This window comes from Staphylococcus sp. McC-251-APC-3A2, from assembly GCF_009695665.1.
Lineage (GTDB): Bacteria > Bacillota > Bacilli > Staphylococcales > Staphylococcaceae > Staphylococcus > Staphylococcus cohnii.
In genome coordinates this window covers 410,106-429,410 of the sequence record NZ_VUNO01000002.1, presented here as the reverse complement: position 1 = coordinate 429,410, position 19,305 = coordinate 410,106, and the positions used below count along the sequence as shown (strand labels likewise).

The 19,305-nt window shown below is 33.3% G+C and carries 16 protein-coding genes, 1 pseudogene and 1 riboswitch; of the genes and pseudogenes, 10 read left to right on the top strand and 7 right to left on the bottom strand.

The features are described 5' to 3' along the window. Positions 1-47 precede the first annotated feature (47 nt). Together FYJ81_RS06900 and FYJ81_RS06895 are read left to right on the top strand one after the other, a co-directional pair. On the top strand, positions 48-986 hold the full coding sequence (locus FYJ81_RS06900) for a nucleoside hydrolase (protein ID WP_119517589.1): 939 nt from the start codon (positions 48-50) through the stop codon (positions 984-986). A gap of 373 nt (positions 987-1,359) precedes the next feature. After that, positions 1,360-1,935 (top strand): M23 family metallopeptidase, encoded by a 576-nt coding sequence (locus tag FYJ81_RS06895; protein ID WP_107385310.1) that lies wholly within the window; start codon positions 1,360-1,362, stop codon positions 1,933-1,935. A 120-nt stretch (positions 1,936-2,055) separates the two neighbouring features. On the opposite strand, the gene FYJ81_RS06890 is transcribed toward FYJ81_RS06895, so the two are convergent. Continuing rightward, a complete protein-coding gene (locus FYJ81_RS06890; protein WP_119517588.1) occupies positions 2,056-2,721 on the bottom strand; it encodes a DNA-3-methyladenine glycosylase family protein in 666 nt (221 codons plus the stop codon). 12 nt (positions 2,722-2,733) lie between these two features. Further along, positions 2,734-3,087 (bottom strand): DUF488 domain-containing protein, encoded by a 354-nt coding sequence (locus tag FYJ81_RS06885; protein WP_107385312.1) that lies wholly within the window; start codon positions 3,085-3,087, stop codon positions 2,734-2,736. A 131-nt stretch (positions 3,088-3,218) separates the two neighbouring features. On the opposite strand from FYJ81_RS06885, the gene FYJ81_RS06880 reads away from it, so the two are divergent. The 5 genes from FYJ81_RS06880 to FYJ81_RS06860 all read left to right on the top strand — a co-directional run bounded on the left by FYJ81_RS06880 (position 3,219) and on the right by FYJ81_RS06860 (position 8,726). After that, positions 3,219-3,650 carry a 6-carboxytetrahydropterin synthase gene (locus FYJ81_RS06880; protein WP_107385313.1) on the top strand — a complete coding sequence of 144 codons (432 nt, stop codon included), beginning with the start codon at positions 3,219-3,221 and terminating at the stop codon, positions 3,648-3,650. Positions 3,651-3,952: 302 nt separating this feature from the next. Further along, entirely contained in the window at positions 3,953-4,996 is a 1,044-nt protein-coding gene (locus FYJ81_RS06875; RefSeq protein ID WP_107386658.1) for a PTS transporter subunit IIC, read from the top strand. Between the two features lie 512 nt (positions 4,997-5,508). Continuing rightward, positions 5,509-6,249: a transglycosylase gene (locus FYJ81_RS06870; protein ID WP_107386263.1), complete on the top strand. Its 741-nt coding sequence runs from the start codon at positions 5,509-5,511 to the stop codon at positions 6,247-6,249. 125 nt (positions 6,250-6,374) lie between these two features. Then, positions 6,375-6,487, top strand: a riboswitch (SAM riboswitch). Positions 6,488-6,549: 62 nt separating this feature from the next. Continuing rightward, positions 6,550-7,713, top strand: a complete 1,164-nt coding sequence (locus FYJ81_RS06865) for an aminotransferase class I/II-fold pyridoxal phosphate-dependent enzyme (protein ID WP_154409500.1) — start codon at positions 6,550-6,552, stop codon at positions 7,711-7,713. A 14-nt stretch (positions 7,714-7,727) separates the two neighbouring features. Continuing rightward, positions 7,728-8,726, top strand: a complete 999-nt coding sequence (locus FYJ81_RS06860) for a D-lactate dehydrogenase (RefSeq protein ID WP_107504754.1) — start codon at positions 7,728-7,730, stop codon at positions 8,724-8,726. A 68-nt stretch (positions 8,727-8,794) separates the two neighbouring features. On the opposite strand, the gene copZ is transcribed toward FYJ81_RS06860, so the two are convergent. From copZ to FYJ81_RS06845, 3 genes and pseudogenes are all read right to left on the bottom strand, one after another. Further along, complete coding sequence (gene copZ, locus FYJ81_RS06855) at positions 8,795-9,001, bottom strand: copper chaperone CopZ (protein WP_107384339.1); 207 nt, start codon at positions 8,999-9,001, stop codon at positions 8,795-8,797. A gap of 47 nt (positions 9,002-9,048) precedes the next feature. Further along, positions 9,049-11,433 (bottom strand): heavy metal translocating P-type ATPase, encoded by a 2,385-nt coding sequence (locus tag FYJ81_RS06850; RefSeq protein WP_119517585.1) that lies wholly within the window; start codon positions 11,431-11,433, stop codon positions 9,049-9,051. 176 nt (positions 11,434-11,609) lie between these two features. Further along, positions 11,610-13,060, bottom strand: a pseudogene (locus FYJ81_RS06845) (SulP family inorganic anion transporter). A gap of 234 nt (positions 13,061-13,294) precedes the next feature. Between FYJ81_RS06845 and FYJ81_RS06840 the strand changes: the two are divergent. From FYJ81_RS06840 to FYJ81_RS06830, 3 genes are all read left to right on the top strand, one after another. Next, on the top strand, positions 13,295-14,056 hold the full coding sequence (locus FYJ81_RS06840; protein WP_107384336.1) for an ABC transporter ATP-binding protein: 762 nt from the start codon (positions 13,295-13,297) through the stop codon (positions 14,054-14,056). Continuing rightward, the gene (locus tag FYJ81_RS06835; protein WP_107504757.1) at positions 14,046-15,932 is read left to right on the top strand and encodes an FtsX-like permease family protein; all 1,887 of its coding nucleotides are present in this window, start codon (positions 14,046-14,048) and stop codon (positions 15,930-15,932) included. The genes FYJ81_RS06840 and FYJ81_RS06835 overlap by 11 nt, the downstream gene beginning before the upstream one ends. Before the next feature lie 153 nt (positions 15,933-16,085). Then, entirely contained in the window at positions 16,086-16,955 is an 870-nt protein-coding gene (locus FYJ81_RS06830) for an SDR family oxidoreductase (protein ID WP_107384334.1), read from the top strand. Between the two features lie 483 nt (positions 16,956-17,438). On the opposite strand, the gene FYJ81_RS06825 is transcribed toward FYJ81_RS06830, so the two are convergent. Together FYJ81_RS06825 and FYJ81_RS06820 are read right to left on the bottom strand one after the other, a co-directional pair. Then, positions 17,439-17,645: a hypothetical protein gene (locus FYJ81_RS06825; RefSeq protein WP_019469992.1), complete on the bottom strand. Its 207-nt coding sequence runs from the start codon at positions 17,643-17,645 to the stop codon at positions 17,439-17,441. A 139-nt stretch (positions 17,646-17,784) separates the two neighbouring features. After that, positions 17,785-19,206, bottom strand: a complete 1,422-nt coding sequence (locus FYJ81_RS06820) for an SLC13 family permease (RefSeq protein ID WP_107386269.1) — start codon at positions 19,204-19,206, stop codon at positions 17,785-17,787. Positions 19,207-19,305 lie beyond the last annotated feature (99 nt).

The window sequence follows — 19,305 nt, the reverse complement described above, 5'->3', positions numbered from 1 at the left end:
TGATTTTATTCATATTTAATATACATAAGACGATTGGAGTGTGTTAAATGACTAAAAAGATAATCATGGATTGTGATCCAGGTCATGATGATGCGATAGCTTTAATTCTAGCAGGTGCGAAATATAGTACACTTGATATATTGGCCGTGACCACTGTAGCAGGAAACCAAGCAGTTGAAAAAAACACCAAAAATGCACTTAATGTATTAGAAGTTATGGGAAGACGAGATATTGAAGTATCTGTAGGTGCTTCGCGTCCACTCATAAAACCTGCTTCCTTCGCTTCGGAAATTCACGGCGATTCGGGATTAGATGGACCTAAATTACCTGAAGTGCCATCGTTGAAACCAACTCAATATCACGCTGCAGATGTAATTATTAAGACATTAAAACATAGCGCTGATCCTGTAACAATTGTTGCAACAGGTCCACTTACAAATGTTGCGACTGCATTAATCAAAGACCCTAGTATTGCTCAATCAATTGATTCTATTACAATTATGGGAGGTGGCACTTTCGGAAATTGGACGCCTACCGCTGAATTTAATATTTGGGTGGATGCAGAAGCTGCTAAACGAGTATTGGAAAGTGGTATTAACATAAATGTTTTTGGGTTAGATGTGACTCATCAGGTCTTAGCAACAGATGAAGTAATTCAAAGATTTAGTAGCATTGATAATAAAATATCTAAATTTGTTGTTGAACTACTAGAATTTTTCAAATCTACTTATAAAACACATTTTAATATGGATGGGGGTCCTATTCATGATGCGTGTACAATTTTATACTTATTGCAACCTGACTTATTTACTATGCAGCAGACACACATCGACATAGAACATCAAAGTTCGCTCACATACGGTACAATGTCAGTCGACTTAAATAATGTCACAAACAAAGAAAAAAATGCATATTTTGCTACGGCTGTAGATGTTGAACGTGTTTGGACTTTGATGGAACATATGTTAAAAAGTTATAACGTGTAAGCTGAATTATGGATAGCCATTATTCTCTAAATTTTGAAAATATTGATTTGTAACATTTGTAAGAGCTTAGAGATAAGTTTTTTTGAATTCTGTTAATACGATAAAGAAAAGTATGGAATATAAGTATTTGTCACTAAAAATAAACGTCAATTTCTAGCGCAGCAATATAGAAATTGACGTTTTCTTTATGTTAATGATATAAAATTTTCGTGTTTGACTTGAGTAAATCTATATTGCAAAAGTTGTTTTAATATTTTCATTACAGTTATTTAATACGAAAGTATGAGATGATTTTAAGTTGAATAATTAGCAAAATACAGATAAAAGCATTTATTATGATATTAATATCATAATTTAAAAGGTGAATCGGATAGTGAAAAATACATTTAAAACGATATTATTATTAGTTATTGTATTAGTGCCGTTAATACTATTATTAACAAATATAGATACTGTACAACGATATGTAAGAGAAAATTTAGTACAACAAAATGATGGAAATAAAGATAGTGGAAAGAAAGATAGAAGCATTTTTAATATAAGTAGAGAGACTGAATCTTTTGGTGATTATAAATATAATGACTTCGACGGTAAACACTATGGCATTGATTATGGCATAGCTAAAAACACGCCAGTAACTGCAGCGACAGATGGTAAAGTAACCAGAACTTTTGAAAATGATTTAGGTGGCAAAGTAGTGCAGATTATGGAAGAAGATGGTGTACATCATCAATGGTATATGCATTTAAATGAATTTAAAGTGGAACCTGGTGAAAAAGTTAAAGCTGGAAAAATCATTGCACTTTCTGGTAATACTGGTTCTCAAACTTCAGGGCCGCATCTACATTTTCAAAGAATGGAAGGTGGCGTTGGAAATGAGTATGCGGAAAACCCTAGAAAATTTATAGAATCGTTACCTAATGGTGAAGAGAGTCTGTATAAGAAATAATTGTTGAGAAAATGTATTATTCCATCCACGCTTTATCCTAATAATGCGATGTTACCGTAGTGATAGCGTAACGTAATATAGAATAATTTTAGTTATAATTAAAATATTAAGCTCAACGTATTACGAAGATGATTCGTCTAAAAGTGAGTCAATAGAGTCGTGATTTAATAAATTTTGATGAATTGCTTCCCATAAATAAAACGCCCCATATGAAGCATATGGATGCCATCGTTTTGCACATAGAGAGAGTTGTTTTTTTCTTTCAGCGTTTGAAGTTTGATAAAGCCATTGAGCAGCTCTCTGTAACCCCACATCAAAAATAGGCAGTATATTGTCACGCTTTAATGTAAATATTAAAAATATTTCTGATGTCCAACGACCAATACCTTTGACCTGTGTTAAAACTTGTTTTACAGTTTCATCATCTAATTCATGTAAATTAGTAAAATCGAGTTTATTTTGTTCTATATGCACTAGCAAATTTTGAATGTAGTTTATTTTAGTTTTAGAAAGACCTATGTGTTTCATTTGTACTTCAGATAAATTTAACACCGATGCAACAGTCCATTGATTGTGGATTGCTTCCGAAAATCTTTGGAAAATTGCTGAAGCGGCAGTATTTGTAATTTGCTGTCCAATGATAGAACGAATTAACGATTTTAGCGGATTAGGGCGCAGTGTTATTTCTACATTGCCAATTTGTCTTATAAGTTTTGCAAGGGTCTCGTCTTGGCGCATGAGTGTCTGGACAGGTGAATCATTTATGTCGATATGCCATTGAGCCATCATATTCACACCTTATTGTAATAATTGTTGTAGCACAACCGCTTGATTATGTTTTTCATCTTTTGCACCATAAAGCAAAATGACATCTTGTTTACTGTTAGCAACAATATCTTGTAATTCATTAAAAGCTTCTTTTTGATCGTTATTTTCACGCAATTCTTTCTCGTATTTTTCTTTAAATGCAGCGTAAAGTTGAGGATCGTGATTAAACCATTTTCTTAATTCGGATGTTGGTGCAATGTTTTTTAGCCAATGATCTAAATTAGCTTGATCTTTTGAGATTCCTCGTGGCCAAACGCGGTCTACAAGTATGCGTACGCCTTCTTTAAGTGGTTTTTCATAAATACGTTGTATTTGAATAGTCATAAAAAGCTCCTTTACTCTTAATAATTAAATTATTTTTCTATAGCCTAAAACGTAATATTAAAAACATTAGAACTCATATATTTTAACTGAAAGGGTATAGATAAATATAATGTTGAAAAGGAGATTTTAATATGACAAATTTTGATCAAGTTCAACCACCTGAACAATTTAAATATCGCAGTAATGCAGTACTTATTAAAAATTATTATGAATTTACTTGTGATAATCGAATATATTTTAGTCAAACAGCGCACAAAGATTTAGCCAATCAACACTATAAGTTCAATATTGAAATTTTATCTAAAATAAACGATACTGGATTGGCATTAGATTTTAATGAAGTCGATAAAATATATAATAAACAAATCGCAACTTATTTGGATGGTCAACTCGTTAATGAAACATTACCATCTATGAATACAACAGCCGAAAATATTGCCTTTTGGATATGGGAGCAATTTGAGCAACACTTGCCAGAAGAAAACACACTTCAAAAACTAGAATTTTTTGAGAATGCAACGCAAGGTCTCGTATTGACGCGTGAATTAATGGAAGCAAAATAAAATGTTTTTAACAATATGATTTAGCAAACACGACGTGTGTATTGGAACATAACAATTACTTTCGACATTAGCGCTAAATATTATTTTAAAAAGCAATGACATTCTATGGATAGACAAGTTCATTAAAAAGCAATGGACGTCTATCCGTTTTTTTTTTGTGCAATTTTTGTGTTTAGTGAACATAAGGAATGAATTGTAATGATATGATTAACTGTATTTTTATATAAAATGTACAAAAATAAATATTCTGAAAATTGCGATAATATGGTATATTTTATTTATCACAACATAGGAGGCACACAATGATCAAAGTAAGTCCGAAACAATTTATTAATAATGTATTATCTGGCGTAGCAATTGCAATTGTTGCTGGGCTCATACCTAATGCTATTTTAGGTGAGGTATTTAAACTTTTAGCGCCGAAATATGCCGTTTTTGAATCTTTACTACAGGTTGTTTTAGGTATTCAATTTACAGTTCCGCTATTGGTAGGAGCTTTGATTGCAATGCGCTTTAGTTTAACGCCTTTAGCGACAGCTGTAGTTGCTAGTTCGGCTTTTGTCGGAAGTGGTGTTGCACAATTTAAAGATGGCGTGTGGGTACTTGTCGGCGTGGGAGATTTGATTAATACAATGATAACAGCAGCAGTTGCGGTATTTTTAATATTGGTAATCGGTGAACGCTTTGGTAGTCTGACATTGATTATTTTACCGACAATCGTTGGTGTTATTTCAGGTTTGATTGGTTTGACGTTATTGCCATACATACAATTAATTACGACTGGTATTGGTAACTTAGTTAATACATTTACAGAATTACAACCCATAATTATGTCAATGCTTATTGCACTTGTCTTTAGTTTTATAATTATTTCACCAATTTCTACCGTGGCGACAGCACTAGCCATTGGTATTAGTGGTTTAGCAGCAGGTTCAGCCTCATTAGGCATTGTAGCATGTGAAGGTGTTCTCGTCGCAGGTACGATGAAAATAAACAGATCAGGCGTACCTATTACAATATTTTTGGGTGGTGTTAAAATGATGATTCCCAATATGGTTCGACACCCTATTATTTTATTACCCATCTTCACCAATGCGATTATCACTGGATTTTTTGGCGCGTTGTTAGGTATTGCTGGTACCAAAGAATCTGCTGGTTTTGGTATTATTGGGTTGGTAGGTCCCATCAGCGCATTTAAACATATGGAAGCCCCATTACTACTTAATCTATTATATGTATTTATCGCATTTTTTGTCGTTCCGTTTATGATAGGTTTCTTAATTCATATATTCTATATGAAAGTTTTGAAATTATATGATAAAGAAGTATTTAAGTTCCTAGCATAAAATAAGTGAAGATATAGATTTGCTTATTGTAATATATTAAAAATGCGCATTATCAATATATAAGTAAAAAGATTAAAAAGGCCTCAAATCAAAGGCCTTTTTAATTTTGCACAAAATAATTTGCAAGTATGACCCCAATATATAAAAAATGTATCGAAATATATTGTTACAGTTATGTAACAATAAGGTTGTTTGTAATTTTTCAGACTATATAAAAAATGAAGCAAATCAAGAGATAGCATTCTTTTATATCAATAATTATAAATAATAAAAGCAAAATTGATTATTTGAGAATGTTGTATAAAGCAATTACAAAAGATTGCAATGTTACAAATCAGAACAATTTTTGTAAAGTTTTGTTATGTAAGTGTAATATGATTGATAAAAATATATGGTATATTAACTATGGTCAAAAAACAAAACATAAAATTTAAAGAATTTTAGCAAATACGACAAAAAAATTATTGAAAATATATTTTATTAAAAATTAAATTTGGAGGATTTATTTTATTATGAAAAAATCAATTTTAGCTTCATCATTAGCAGTAGCATTAGGCGTAACAGGATATGCAGCAGCATCTGACAACAATCAAGCTCACGCTTCAGAACAAAACATCGACAAAGCACATTTAGCAGAATTAGCATTAAATGGTTCAGCTGAATTAGATCAAAAACCATTACACGCTGGTGCATATAACTACAATTTTGTACTAGGTGGTAACGAGTTTACTTTTACATCTGACGGTAACACATGGTCATGGGAATACCATGCAGTTGGTGCGCAAGCTTCAACACCTAATACTACACAAGATGTAAGTTCAGAAGTAAGTGTCAACACAAATGAAAAATCAGCAAGTGAAGTACGTTCACAACAATCATATACTGCTCCAGCAGCAGTAGAAGCACCAAAAGCTTCAGCAACTACAAATGTTAAAACAGCACAAACAAGTGCAGCTACGCAAACATATAAAACAGCTCAAGCATCTGCGGCTTCAACTGGTGGATCAGTTAAAGCACAATTCTTAGCTGCTGGTGGATCAGAAGCTATGTGGAATTCAATTGTAATGCCTGAATCAAGTGGTAATCCAAATGCGGTTAACCCAGCAGGATATAGAGGCTTAGGTCAAACTAAGGAATCATGGGGTACTGGTTCAGTAGCTGATCAAACTAAAGGTATGTTAAACTACGCTAAACAACGTTACGGTTCTGAAGCAGCAGCGTTAGAATTCCGTAAAAACCACGGTTGGTGGTAAAATCTATAGCACTGAACGTGTTGTGTTTGGTGATATAGATAAGAGTGACTCGCTTGAGTCACTCTTTTTTTATATTGACATGTTAGAATATTCTGATAAAATTAATATTAATTTAATTATAAAGTGACTTATCCAGAGAAGTGGAGGGACTTGACCCGTTGAAACTTCAGCAACAGACTTATCTATTATCATAAGTACTGTGCTACATTCAACAAGTGGAATACTTGATAGATAAGTGTCATGTGAGAGCTATATGTCACTTATGAGGCATATAGTTTTTTATTTTAAGGAGGACTTTTAATGGTAATATCAGATCGGTTATCACAAATTCCGGATAGTTACTTTGGTAAAACGATGGGACGTAAAATAGAGCCCGGGCCATTACCGTTGATTAATATGGCCGTAGGTATACCTGATGGCACAACGCCTAAAGGTATCCTTGATTGCTACGCAGAAGCCATCTATAAACCTGAAAATCAAAAATATGTCGCTTTTCATGGGAAAGAAACATTCAAACAAGCAATCGTCGATTTTTATAAAAGACAATATGATGTTGAATTAGATAAGGATGAAGAAGTCTGTATTCTATATGGTACGAAAAACGGCTTAGTCGCTTTGCCTACATGTATCGTTAATCCGGGTGAAAATGTGCTGCTTCCCGATCCAGGTTATACAGATTATTTAGCAGGTGTATTGTTGGCAGATGCTAAGCCACAACCACTTGTGTTAAAGCCACCTTATTATTTACCACAATGGCATATGATAGATAAAGACGTCTTATTGAATACACGCTTAGTTTATCTAACTTATCCAAATAACCCTACAGGTTCAGTTGCTACAAAAGATGTATTTGATAAAGCAATTGCACAATTTCAAGGCACAAAAACTAAAATTGTTCATGATTTTGCCTACAGTGCATTTGGCTTTGATTATAAAAATCCAAGTATTTTACAATCAAAGGGTGCTAAAGACTTAGCAATAGAAGTGTTTTCTTTATCAAAAGGATATAATATGTCAGGTTTTAGAGTTGGTTTTGCTGTAGGGAATAAAGATATGATACAAGCATTGAAAAAATATCAAACACATACGCATGCTGGTATGTTTGGTGCACTGCAAGATGCGGCTACATTTGCTTTAAATCATTATGATGATTTCCTTGTGAGTCAAAATGAAATATTTAAAGTCCGAAGAGGTAAGTTTACAGCTAAATTGAATGAAGCAGGTATCCCTTTTGAACCGATGAATGGTGGCATATTTTTATGGTTAAAAACACCTAAACATTATGATGGTGAAACGTTTGAAACATATTTATTAAAAGAAAAGTCCATTTTAGTTGCTCCAGGTATTCCATTTGGTGAACATGGGCAGAACTATGTACGTATTTCATTAGCAGTGGATGATGATAGCTTAATGGAAGCGGCAGAACGCATTCAATCATTAAAACATTTATATGAAGCAGAATAGGAGTGAAATGATCAATGAAAAGCATTAAACTTTTTGGTGTCAGAGAAGAAGATATCCCTTTTATTAATGAATGGTCAGAAAAACATCAGGTGAAAGTAGATTTAGATAGTGACATATTATCTTTGGAAACAGTAGATCGTGTTAAAGGTTTTGATGGGGTATCGTTGTCACAACAAATTGAATTAGATGAAGTAGTGTATCAGAAATTACATGATTATGGTATTAAGCAAATTGCTCAGAGAAGTGCTGGCTTTGATAGTTATAATCTTGAGTTAGCTAAGCAATATGAACTAGTTATAACCAATGTACCTTCTTATTCTCCGCATTCTATCGCTGAATATACTGTGTCTCAAGCATTAAATTTAATTAGAAATTTTAATGATATACAAAATAAAACTGCAGCATATGATTTTAGATGGCAACCGAGTATTTTGTCACGTTCTATAAAAGATTTAAAAGTTGCAGTTATTGGTACAGGTCGTATTGGTTCTATTGTAGGTAAGATTTTTGCAGAAGGTTTTGGTTCAGAAGTAGTAGCATATGATATTGAACCTCAAGTCTCATGTGAAGCGTATTTAACATATAAAGAAAGTATGCGTGAGGCGATTAAAGATGCAGATATTGTAACTGTACATATTCCAGCGACAAAGGAAAATACATATTTGTTTAATGAGGCAGTATTTACAGAAATGAAAACAGGTGCCGTGTTTATTAATTGTGCGCGCGGTACGATTGTTGATACAAAAGCCCTTATAGATGCATTAAATAGTGGGAAAATAATAGGTGCAGCATTAGATACTTATGAAGGTGAGAAAGGGCTATTCCCAAGTGATCAACGCAATACACAATTAGATGATGCAATATTAATTGAATTGATAGAACGACAAGATGTCATTCTATCTCCACATATTGCTTTTTATACTGATGCAGCTGTAAAAAATCTTATTGTAGATGCGCTAGATGCAACATTAGAGGTAATATATACTGGTGATAGTAAGCTTCGTGTTAATTAAATATGTAATATAAAAATAGGGCTAAGACGTTTGATTTCGTCTCAGCCCTCATTTTTTGAATGTGCAGGTTATTTAGCATCATAGCCTTGATCTTCGATAGCATCTTTCATGCTTGTCATTGTAACTTTATTATCGTCAAAATCAACTTCAACATTACCAGCATCAAGGTTCACATCAGCCGTTGATACGCCATCTAGATTTGTAAGTGCAGATTCTACTGCCTGTTTACAATGATCACAGCTCATGCCATCAACTTTAATTGTTTCTGTTGCCATAGGAATCACCTCCTTAAATCAAGGATGTTTATTATTACAAAGTTGCGTTATAATTTCATTCGTTTTAATCTGAGTGAATTTGTTACCACACTTACTGAGCTTAATGCCATTGCTGCGCCAGCTACCCAAGGTGCAAGTAAACCTAAAGCTGCGATAGGAATACCAGCAACGTTATAGCCAAATGCCCAAAATAAGTTTTGTCTGATATTACTTATCGTTGAATTACTAGCTTTGATTGCTTTAGGAACTAATAATAATTCTCCGCCTAAAATTGTAACATCAGCTGCCTCTATTGCTACTTCTGTACCTGTTCCAATAGCAATACCGATATCTGCTTGAACTAGTGCTGGTGCGTCATTAACGCCATCTCCAACCATAGCAACAATTTTATCATTATTCTGAAGTTCTTTGATTTTTGAAGCTTTTTCTTCTGGTAATACTTCTGCAATTACAGCGTCTATACCTACTTGTTTAGCAATTGCTTGTGCTGTTCGCGCGTTATCTCCTGTAAGCATTGTTACGGAAATACCTAATTCGTGCAATTGTTGAATCGCTTCATTGGCAGAATCTTTGACTGTATCGGCGACGGCAATCACACCTTGTAGTGTTTGATTAATAGCAATGAGCATTGCTGTTTTACCTTCGTATTCATATTTGACTAAATTATCTTCATACTTTGAAACATCAATATGAGCATCTTTCATGAATTTACGTGTGCCGACTAATACGTCTTGGTTATGAATCATTGCTTGAATACCGTGTCCTGGCACTGCTTCGAAAGATGCTGTTTCTAATAAATCGATGCCTTTATCCTTTGCATAACTGACGATTGCTTCAGCTAGTGGATGTTCAGAATCTTTTTCTGCACTAGCTAAAAGTTGTAGTGTTTCATCATTACCATCAAAGTCCGTCACAATTGGTTTACCGTTTGTGATAGTTCCTGTTTTATCAAGAACGACTGTATCAATTTGGTGTGTACGTTCTATGTGCTCGCCACCTTTAAATAAAATACCATTTTCAGCAGCCTTGCCAGTACCCACCATAATTGAAGTAGGTGTTGCGAGACCTAATGCACATGGACAAGCTATCACTAATACAGCGATTGCTGCTACAAGTGCAGGTTCGAATTGACCAGTTTGGACAAAAGCAATCCAAATGATAAATGTGAGTATAGCAATACCTACGACAATAGGGACAAAGTAGCCAGAAATCGTATCAGCTAAACGCTGTATAGGTGCTTTTGAACCTTGAGCATCTTCGACTACTTTAATAATAGAAGATAAAGCAGTGTCTTTTCCTACTTTCGTTGCTTCTATTGTAATGGTACCATTTTTATTCATTGTTGATCCTATCACATTATCGTTTAATGTTTTTTCAACAGGGATAGATTCACCAGTTAACATAGATTCGTCTATCGCAGTCATACCTTTGATTACTTGTCCGTCTACTGGTATTTTTTCTCCTGGTTTTACTTGGATATAATCTCCGACAACAACTTCACTTAGTGGCACCATTTGTTCTTTGCCATTTCTGATTATACGTGCTTCTTTTGCTTGTAAACTTAACAATTCGCTTAAAGCATTTGTAGTTTGTGTTTTGGCACGGCTTTCTAAATATTTACCGAATAAGATAAGTGTTATTAATACAGCACTCGTTTCAAAATACAGATGAGGTGTATCATTTGTATGGTTCAACCATTTTATCATTTCATAAATACTATAAAAGAATGCGGCACTCGTACCTAACGCGACTAATACATCCATATTGGCTGAACCATTTCGCAGATTTTTATAAGCACCTACATAGAACTGCCAACCAATAATAAATTGAACAGGTGTAGCTAATATGAATTGAAACCAGGGATTCATTAAGAAACTAGGTAATGGTAGTCCGAATAAATGGATAAACATCGTCAATAGTAAAGGTAAAGAAAGTATAGCTGAAACAATTAATTTGTTTCGCTTTCCTTTTAACTCTTGTGCTTTTCGTGAATTTTTTTCTGAAGGGGCTGCTTTGGTTTTTGCATCATAGCCGATGTTTTGTATTTTTTTTATCAATTCATCTATAGATGTCACTTCTGGATTATAATTAATCGTTGCATTTTCGGTTGTGAGGTTGACGTTTGCTTGTTCAACACCGTCAGTGCGGTTAAGTACTTTTTCAATACGATTTGAACATGCGGCGCAAGTCATACCAATGACATCTAAATCAGCTTTTTCAGTGACAACATCATAACCTGTATCTTTAATTTTTTGAGTTAAAGCATCTAGTGAAGTATTATCTGAATTATATTCAATCGTTGCTTTCTCAGTTGTAACATTGACATTTGCTTTGACATCTTCCATTTTATTTAAATTCTTTTCGATGCGGTTCGCGCATGCAGCACAAGTCATGCCTGTAATACCTAATGTCGTTTTTTTGTTGTTATCCATCTCAGTGAATGCCTCCTTTTGCTTCATAGATTTATAATGAATCGTTATTTGTATCTCATCTGTTAAATTTAATATACCCCCTGTAGGTATAAAAGTCAATGTGTTTGTTTGGAATAAAATAAGCTAACATCAGTATGTATGTAACAAGTGATGTTAGCTTATGATTTAAATCAAAGTTATATTAGATGCTGCTGATTAACTTTGCTGAGTTCAGAAACAATTTTACGGCTGTCTTTATTAAGATGTTGTACATAAATCATATTGTTTTTCTTTTTATAATTTTCTATCAAGGTATCTACTGCATTAACAGCTGAATCATCCCATAAATGTGCTTGGCTAAAATCGAGATAAATTGTTTTATCGCTTATTTCTAAATCTAATTGGTTCATTAAGGAATCGATAGATACAAAGAAAATTTGACCTTCAATTTTATAATAGATGTGATGATCGCGTTCCTCATATTGAACAGAGACGTTGGATATCTTTGTAGCAAAACATAATGCACTGACAATAACGCCAACGATGACGCCGAGCGCTAGGTTACTTGTGAACAATACGATAACTACCGTTAGCATCATCACAAATGCATCAGAACGTGGGGCTTTTTGTATAAATTTAAACGATTGCCAATTAAATGTACTACAGAAACCATCACCATAATGCCGGCCAAAATTGGCATTGGAATTTCAACAACCCAGTCACCAAAGACCATAATCAAGATGATTAAAAACACACCCGCTGTAAATGTGGAAAGACGTGTGGTTGCACCTGAACGCACATTAATAACCGATTGCCCAATCATAGCACAACCACCCATTGCACCGAAAAAGCCTGTGATAAAGTTTGCGATACCTTGTCCACGAGCTTCTTGGTTTTTGTTACTATAACTATCAGTCGCTTGATCGACGATGCGTGACGTTAATAAACTTTCTACAAGACCTACAATTGCCATTGATATGGAATATGGAAATATAATTTTAAAAGTTTCCATGTTAAATGGTACATCGGGGATTAATAAATGCGGTAAACTTTTTTTGATTTCGCCTAAATCTCCAACTGTTTTAACATCTACACCAGTAACTAAATAGACGATCGTTAATACGACGATAGCAATTAATGGTGCAGGTATACGATTGAACACACGAGGTAATAAATAAATAATTAATAATGTGATGATTACAAATAAATATGTAGGTAATGAAATACCAAAGATATGTTTAAGTTGTGTCATAAATATCATTATAGCTAGTGCATTCACAAACCCAATCATCACAGAGTTTGGAATGAATTTCATCAGTCTACCTATTTTTAATAGACCAAAGATGATTTGAATGATGCCCATTAAAATGGTTGCAGCAAGTAAATATTGTATACCATGATCGCGTACTAATGGCACAATGACTAAAGCGACAGCACCTGTAGCGGCGGATATCATTGCGGGTCTACCTCCAACAAATGAAATGACTACAGCGATGATAAATGATGCATATAAACCGACCATTGGATCTACCCCTGCAATAATAGAGAATGAAATTGCTTCAGGAATTAATGCAAGTGCCACAACAATGCCTGCTAATATGTTTGTTCCTGGTGCAGTGAGCCATTCTCTCTTTAATTTATTTAGCATAATTTGTGCTCCTTTATTAAAAGTCAATTTTAATAGTATAGCACATAGCATAAAAAAAGTTTATAGTACTTTATGACAAAAAAATTCAAAAATTATAATTTATTACGAAATAAAAATGTGACAGTTTTGTTATTTGAAATTATGTATTTGTTAGTAAAATCAAACGAGGAAATTAAATAAATTCGCTATGATAAAAATATAAATAAAAGTAAAGTGATTGAAGGAGTGTAATACATGTCTATTCTAAAAGTTGAAGGATTAACGAAAAATTATGGCAATAAACATAGAAAGCAAGAAGTACTAAAAGGTATAGATTTTACAATTGAAAAAGGTGAATTTGTAACAATCATGGGACCATCAGGTTCTGGTAAAACGACATTACTTAATGTGATCAGTTCCATTGATTATATAACGAGTGGTACAGTGGAAATTAATGGTCATCAAATTAATAAAATGAGTAATAAAGCATTAGCAGACTTCCGTAAAAAAGAAATAGGTTTTATTTTCCAAAATTATAGTGTACTTAATACATTAACTGTTAAAGAAAATATTATGTTACCACTATCTATTCAAAAATTATCTAAACAAGAAAAAGAACAAAATTATGACGAAGTTACTCAAGCATTAGGTATTAGTGAATTGGGTCATAAATATCCAAATGAAATATCTGGAGGACAACAACAACGTACTGCTGCAGCAAGAGCTTCAGTACATAAACCAGCTATTATTTTTGCGGATGAACCAACAGGTGCGTTAGATTCAAAAAGTGCACAAGATCTATTGAACCGTTTGGAAGAGTTAAACCAAAAAACAAATGCTACTATCGTTATGGTCACACACGATCCCGTTGCAGCAAGTTATTCAAATCGTGTCATCATGCTGAAAGATGGGGATATACATTCTGAAATATACCAAGGTGAGGATAGCAATCAAGCATTTTATAAAAATATCATTCACATGCAAACTGCCTTAGGTGGTGTGACAAATGAATTTTAATCAAATCGTCATCAAGAATTTAAGGAAAAATATTAGACATTATGCCATGTATTTATTTTCCTTAATTGTCAGTATCGTTTTATACTTTAGTTTTGTAACTTTAAAATACACTGACAGTATTAATAATGAACAATCATTAAAGACAATTCAAAAAGGTTCAGAAATTGGGGCAGTATTTTTATTCTTTATTATTGTTATATTTTTAATGTATGCGAATCAACTTTTTATTAAACGTAGAACAAGTGAATTTGCACTGTATCAATTGATTGGTTTAACAAGAAATAACATCATGAGAATGTTAGTCATTGAGCAAGCGATGATGCTGTTATTAACGAGTGTGATTGGCATGCTTATAGGTATATTTGGTTCGAAATTACTGTTGATGATTGTGCTCAAAGTATTAGACATTAATATGAGCGTATCATTAGCGTTTCAATTGCCAGCTGTAATGCAAACATTGATGCTTATTGTTGTGTCATTTATACTCATACTAATACAAAGTTTTATATTTTTACGTAAACGCAGTATTTTAATGATGATGAATGACAATGCACGCACGGAAGCAACCAAGTCTCAAATTACTGTGATGGAAATTATTTTTGGTGTATTAGGTATTGTGATGATTGGTGTTGGCTATTATATCTCTACAGAAATGTTTGGGAAGTTCATCAATATGATCGTCTATTCGCCATTTATCATTTTATTGTTAACGGTATTAGGTGCATATTTATTTTTCCGCAGTTCTGTTTCACTTATATTTAAAACGTTAAAACGTTCAAAAAGAGGTAACGTGTCAATCACTGATGTAGTGTTTACATCATCTATCATGCATAGAATGAAGAAAAATGCCTTATCATTAACTATTATTGCAACTATTTCAGCAGTAACCGTAACAGTATTATGCTTTGGTGCGATTAGTAAATCAACGATGGATGAAAATACAGAGTTAATGGCACCCCATGATTTAAATTTTACAGATAGTAAACAAGCAAAACAATTTGAAAGTAAATTAAAACAAGCAGATATAGATGTGACAAAAGATTATAAAGAAGTAGTGCGTGGTGACATATTAAAAGATCAAGTATTTCAAAAATCCAATATGGGGCGCATGGATAGCTTATTTGTAACGAGTAACCAATACTTTAACGATAAAGCAGTGACTGGAAATAAAGCGAAATTGATTAATTTAGCAGCCGGTAATGGAATAGTAAAATATGACTTAAATAAAGAGATTCAGTTGAAGAATAGCGATAAAGAAACATTTAAGGTAATTGGTGATAGTAGCAAAGCGACATTTATGAGTGAAATAAGTTATGGTGGTCCCGTATTACTCGTGAGCTCTGACAAATATGAGGAAATTAAACAGGGCAGTAATGAGACAAATAAGCAATATGGTTATGATTTGAAACATCATACGGATTTGACTAAAGCAACGAAAATTGCACAATCGATTGAACCAAGCATCCAATCACAAGGTATGATAAAACAAGAAATGAACGAGAGTGTCGGTATTTTATTATTTGTAACTTCATTTTTAGGTTTAGCATTTTTAGTGGCAGCAGGATGTATCATCTATATTAAACAAATGGACGAAACTGAAGATGAAATACCGAGTTTTCGTATTTTAAGAAAAATTGGTTATACGCATCAAGATATGTTGAAAGGACTAGGCTTAAAAGTTATTTTCAACTTTGGCTTACCTTTAGTTGTATCACTGATGCATGCATATTTTGCAGCAAAAGCTTTTATGGGACTCTATAATGCAACGAGTATGACACCTGTTTATATTGTCATGATTGTATATTCAATTGTGTATTGTATATTTGCAATTATGTCTTTTATACATTCAAGTCGAATAGTAAAACACTCAATTTAAACAATATAAAATTTAATAAATCATTTTAAATAAAATGCTGTGGATTAAGTTATGAACATATGACGTTATTCACAGCATTTTTTAAATATGTTTGTTGTTGTCTATTTGTGGTATGTAGTACACGATAGAATTATTACACATGGGGGTATAATGATGAATTTATTAGAATTTCATAAGCAAATTAAAGGATATACACAAAATAAACAACCAGGTATCCAAAAAGATATGGATCCACAACCTATAACGGAAATGGAAGGATATAAAAGTGGTGGCAAATTAACAGGTAAAGTTGCTCTAATTACTGGTGGTGATTCTGGTATTGGACGTTCTGTAGCGATGTTATTTGCAAAAGAAGGGGCGAACGTTGCCATTGGTTACTATGATGAACATGAGGATGCTCAAAAAGTAGTGGATGATTTGAGAAAGATAGGCGTGAAAGCTAAAGCTTATGCACATGATTTAAAGGTAGTATCAGAATCTCAAAAATTAATTGATCAAGTGGTTAAAGATTTTGATGGCTTAAATATTTTAGTGAATAATGGTGGTGTTCAATTTCCGCAAGATAGTTTTCAAGAAATTACGCCAGAGCAAGTGAAAGAAACGTTTGAAACTAATATTTTTGGCATGATGTTTTTATCTCAAGCAGCAGCGCCTCATTTAAAAAACGGTGATGCCATTATCAATACTACTAGTGTTACCGCTTATAGAGGATCAGCGCATCTCATAGATTATTCAGCAACTAAAGGGGCAATCGTTGCGTTTACGAGATCATTAGCGACGAGTCTGATAGAACAAGGCGTACGCGTAAATGCTGTTGCACCTGGCCCTATATATACACCTTTAATACCTGCTACATTTTCAGATGAAAAAGTAGCACATCAAGGTGGAGAAACACCTATGGGTCGTCGTGGACAACCTGCAGAACTTGCACCATCATACGTATTTTTAGCGTCTTATGCAGATAGTTCTTACATTACAGGACAAGTCATTCATGTAAATGGTGGTGATTATATTACTTCTTAAGCATAGTTGGCATCTTAGCTATGATGGTTTAACGTAATAATATATTTTTCTATAACATTGATTGCAAAGCTTACACCATTAAATTAGTGATGCATGTATGACGTTCTCTCTTTTAACAAAATTGAAAATATGTAATTAGGCATTATCATTTGATATTCCATAAAGATATACACTTTGATAGTGCTTTCTAGTTATTTTAATAAAAAACACTTTCATATAAATTCATTTAATAACATGAATTTAATGAAAGTGTTTCGTTATATTTTATAGTGATTGTAAAACCATATGAAAAATGAAAGTAGTTTTGCAATATGTGTAAAGTCTTTTAAAGTTGAGCGTGAATTGTTCATATGATATTTAACATAGAATGTTTTGATCTAGCCATGTTTTGAAAGTTGATAGACTACATGAGCAGATAAATCTAAAAGGCATTCCTTTTATTTATAACTAAGGTATCAAGTTTGATGCATACGTTCTAAACTGCTAAAAGAAATCTGAAGGAATGAAGTCATCGACATTTATATTTTTCAAAGAGTCAAAGTTAACATTTTCAATATTTTGTAGTATTTCTCCTTCTTTAAATTGTTGATAATAATTTGTAGTTTCTGCTACGATATCGTGATCTTGAAATGTTTTTACAACACCTAATATCAAGAGGACAGCTATTGCACCTTTGATGATTGTTTTCATAAGTAATGACTCCTTTTAATGATGATACATATATTATATATGAAAATTCAGAATGTGACATGCGTCCATAGTATTTATATATCATCGTACCTTAGTTGTATACGACGTACTTATGAAAATATATAATCATCGACTGTAATTAGAGACCAAAAGCAATCGGTAACCAGAAATAAACAAATAATGATATGACAATAATAGTGAATAAATTTAATATAAATCCAGCTTTTACCATATCTTTCATTTCTAATTCATCAGAACTGAATACAGCTGCATTTGGTGGTGTTGAAATGGGCAACATGAAAGCGCAAGTCGAAGATACTGCAACGATACCCATAATTATGAAAGGGTCTTGGCTGATAGCTGCAGCAAAACCAATACTGATTGGCATTAACATATTTGATACAGCCGTATTAGACATCACTTCAGTAAGGAATAAGATCCCAGTTGTAAGCACGATAACAATTAAAATGAGGGGTAAAGGTTTTACAACACCCAGCATACCTCCAAACCATTTTGTTAGACCAGAGTCTTCAAAAGCAGCAGCTAATGAAAGCCCTCCACCAAACAATAGTAAAATCCCCCAAGGGAGCTTGCTCATATCATCCCAAATAAGTAATCCACCTTTGTGAGACTTAGCAGGAATTAAAAATAAGAGCACTGCGCCTGTCATTGAAATAATGGTATCAGATAAGTGGAGACTAGCTGGAAGAAGACTACCACTGATCCATAAGACACTGACAAATAGAAATACAACACCGGTTAATTTTTCTTCTAAACTCATGGGTCCTAAATCACGTAATGCTTTTTTGGCAAAGTCAGAAGAAATTTTATCTGCATCTTCAATTTTAAAGAGCCATTTTGTCATTAACAAGTATAATATGATAAGCAATATAATTGTTAAAGGTAAAGCAAAAATCATCCATTGTGCAAAAGAAACTGTTCTATTTAAGCTTGAAGCAGCGATTGCTGCAAACACTGCATTTGGTACTGAACCAATTAAAGTTGCGAGACCACCAATAGAAGCGGAATAAGCGACTGTAAGTAATAATGCTTTACTGAATTTATGTGCTGACTCTGGTTTTAAAAATTGTGCGCTTTGAATTTCATGTATTAAAGCTAATGCAATAGGTAGCATCATTAAAGCTGTTGCAGCATTAGAAATCCACATCGATATAAATGCTGTTGCAATCATGGTACCTAAAATAATACGATTGCTATTAGATCCCATCATAGCGATAATTGTCATTGCAATACGTTTATGTAAGTCCCATTTTTCAATTGCCAAAGCAATGATGAAACCACCCATATACATAAAGACTATCGGATCAGCATAAGCGCTTGCAGCCACTTGCTCATCTGTTCCACCACTTAAAGGTAATAGAATGAGTGGAATGAGCGACGTTGCTGGAATAGGAATCGCTTCTGTAATCCACCATGTGGCAACAAATAGTGTTACAGCAAGTACAGCCCTAGGAGCGTCATCTAGACCAGTAAGTCCAGGAATAAAATAAAATATCAAGAAAAGCAACGGTCCTAGGATCAAACCAATTTTTTGTTTCATAAAAAATCCCCCTTGTTTGTACCCTTGCATTAGTTAGAATATCAATTTGGAAAAGTAATGACAATTTATTTTTCAGAAAATTGTAAAAAAAGAGTGGTT

Coding starts and splice junctions, on each gene's coding strand:
- FYJ81_RS06900 (WP_119517589.1), top strand. CDS start 48: ATGACTAAAAAGATAATCATGGATTGTGATCCAGGTCATGATGATGCG.
- FYJ81_RS06890 (WP_119517588.1), bottom strand. CDS start 2,721: ATGGCTCAATGGCATATCGACATAAATGATTCACCTGTCCAGACACTC.
- FYJ81_RS06885 (WP_107385312.1), bottom strand. CDS start 3,087: ATGACTATTCAAATACAACGTATTTATGAAAAACCACTTAAAGAAGGC.
- FYJ81_RS06880 (WP_107385313.1), top strand. CDS start 3,219: ATGACAAATTTTGATCAAGTTCAACCACCTGAACAATTTAAATATCGC.
- FYJ81_RS06875 (WP_107386658.1), top strand. CDS start 3,953: ATGATCAAAGTAAGTCCGAAACAATTTATTAATAATGTATTATCTGGC.
- FYJ81_RS06870 (WP_107386263.1), top strand. CDS start 5,509: ATGAAAAAATCAATTTTAGCTTCATCATTAGCAGTAGCATTAGGCGTA.
- FYJ81_RS06865 (WP_154409500.1), top strand. CDS start 6,550: ATGGTAATATCAGATCGGTTATCACAAATTCCGGATAGTTACTTTGGT.
- FYJ81_RS06860 (WP_107504754.1), top strand. CDS start 7,728: ATGAAAAGCATTAAACTTTTTGGTGTCAGAGAAGAAGATATCCCTTTT.
- copZ (WP_107384339.1), bottom strand. CDS start 9,001: ATGGCAACAGAAACAATTAAAGTTGATGGCATGAGCTGTGATCATTGT.
- FYJ81_RS06850 (WP_119517585.1), bottom strand. CDS start 11,433: ATGGATAACAACAAAAAAACGACATTAGGTATTACAGGCATGACTTGT.
- FYJ81_RS06840 (WP_107384336.1), top strand. CDS start 13,295: ATGTCTATTCTAAAAGTTGAAGGATTAACGAAAAATTATGGCAATAAA.
- FYJ81_RS06835 (WP_107504757.1), top strand. CDS start 14,046: ATGAATTTTAATCAAATCGTCATCAAGAATTTAAGGAAAAATATTAGA.
- FYJ81_RS06830 (WP_107384334.1), top strand. CDS start 16,086: ATGAATTTATTAGAATTTCATAAGCAAATTAAAGGATATACACAAAAT.
- FYJ81_RS06825 (WP_019469992.1), bottom strand. CDS start 17,645: ATGAAAACAATCATCAAAGGTGCAATAGCTGTCCTCTTGATATTAGGT.
- FYJ81_RS06820 (WP_107386269.1), bottom strand. CDS start 19,206: ATGAAACAAAAAATTGGTTTGATCCTAGGACCGTTGCTTTTCTTGATA.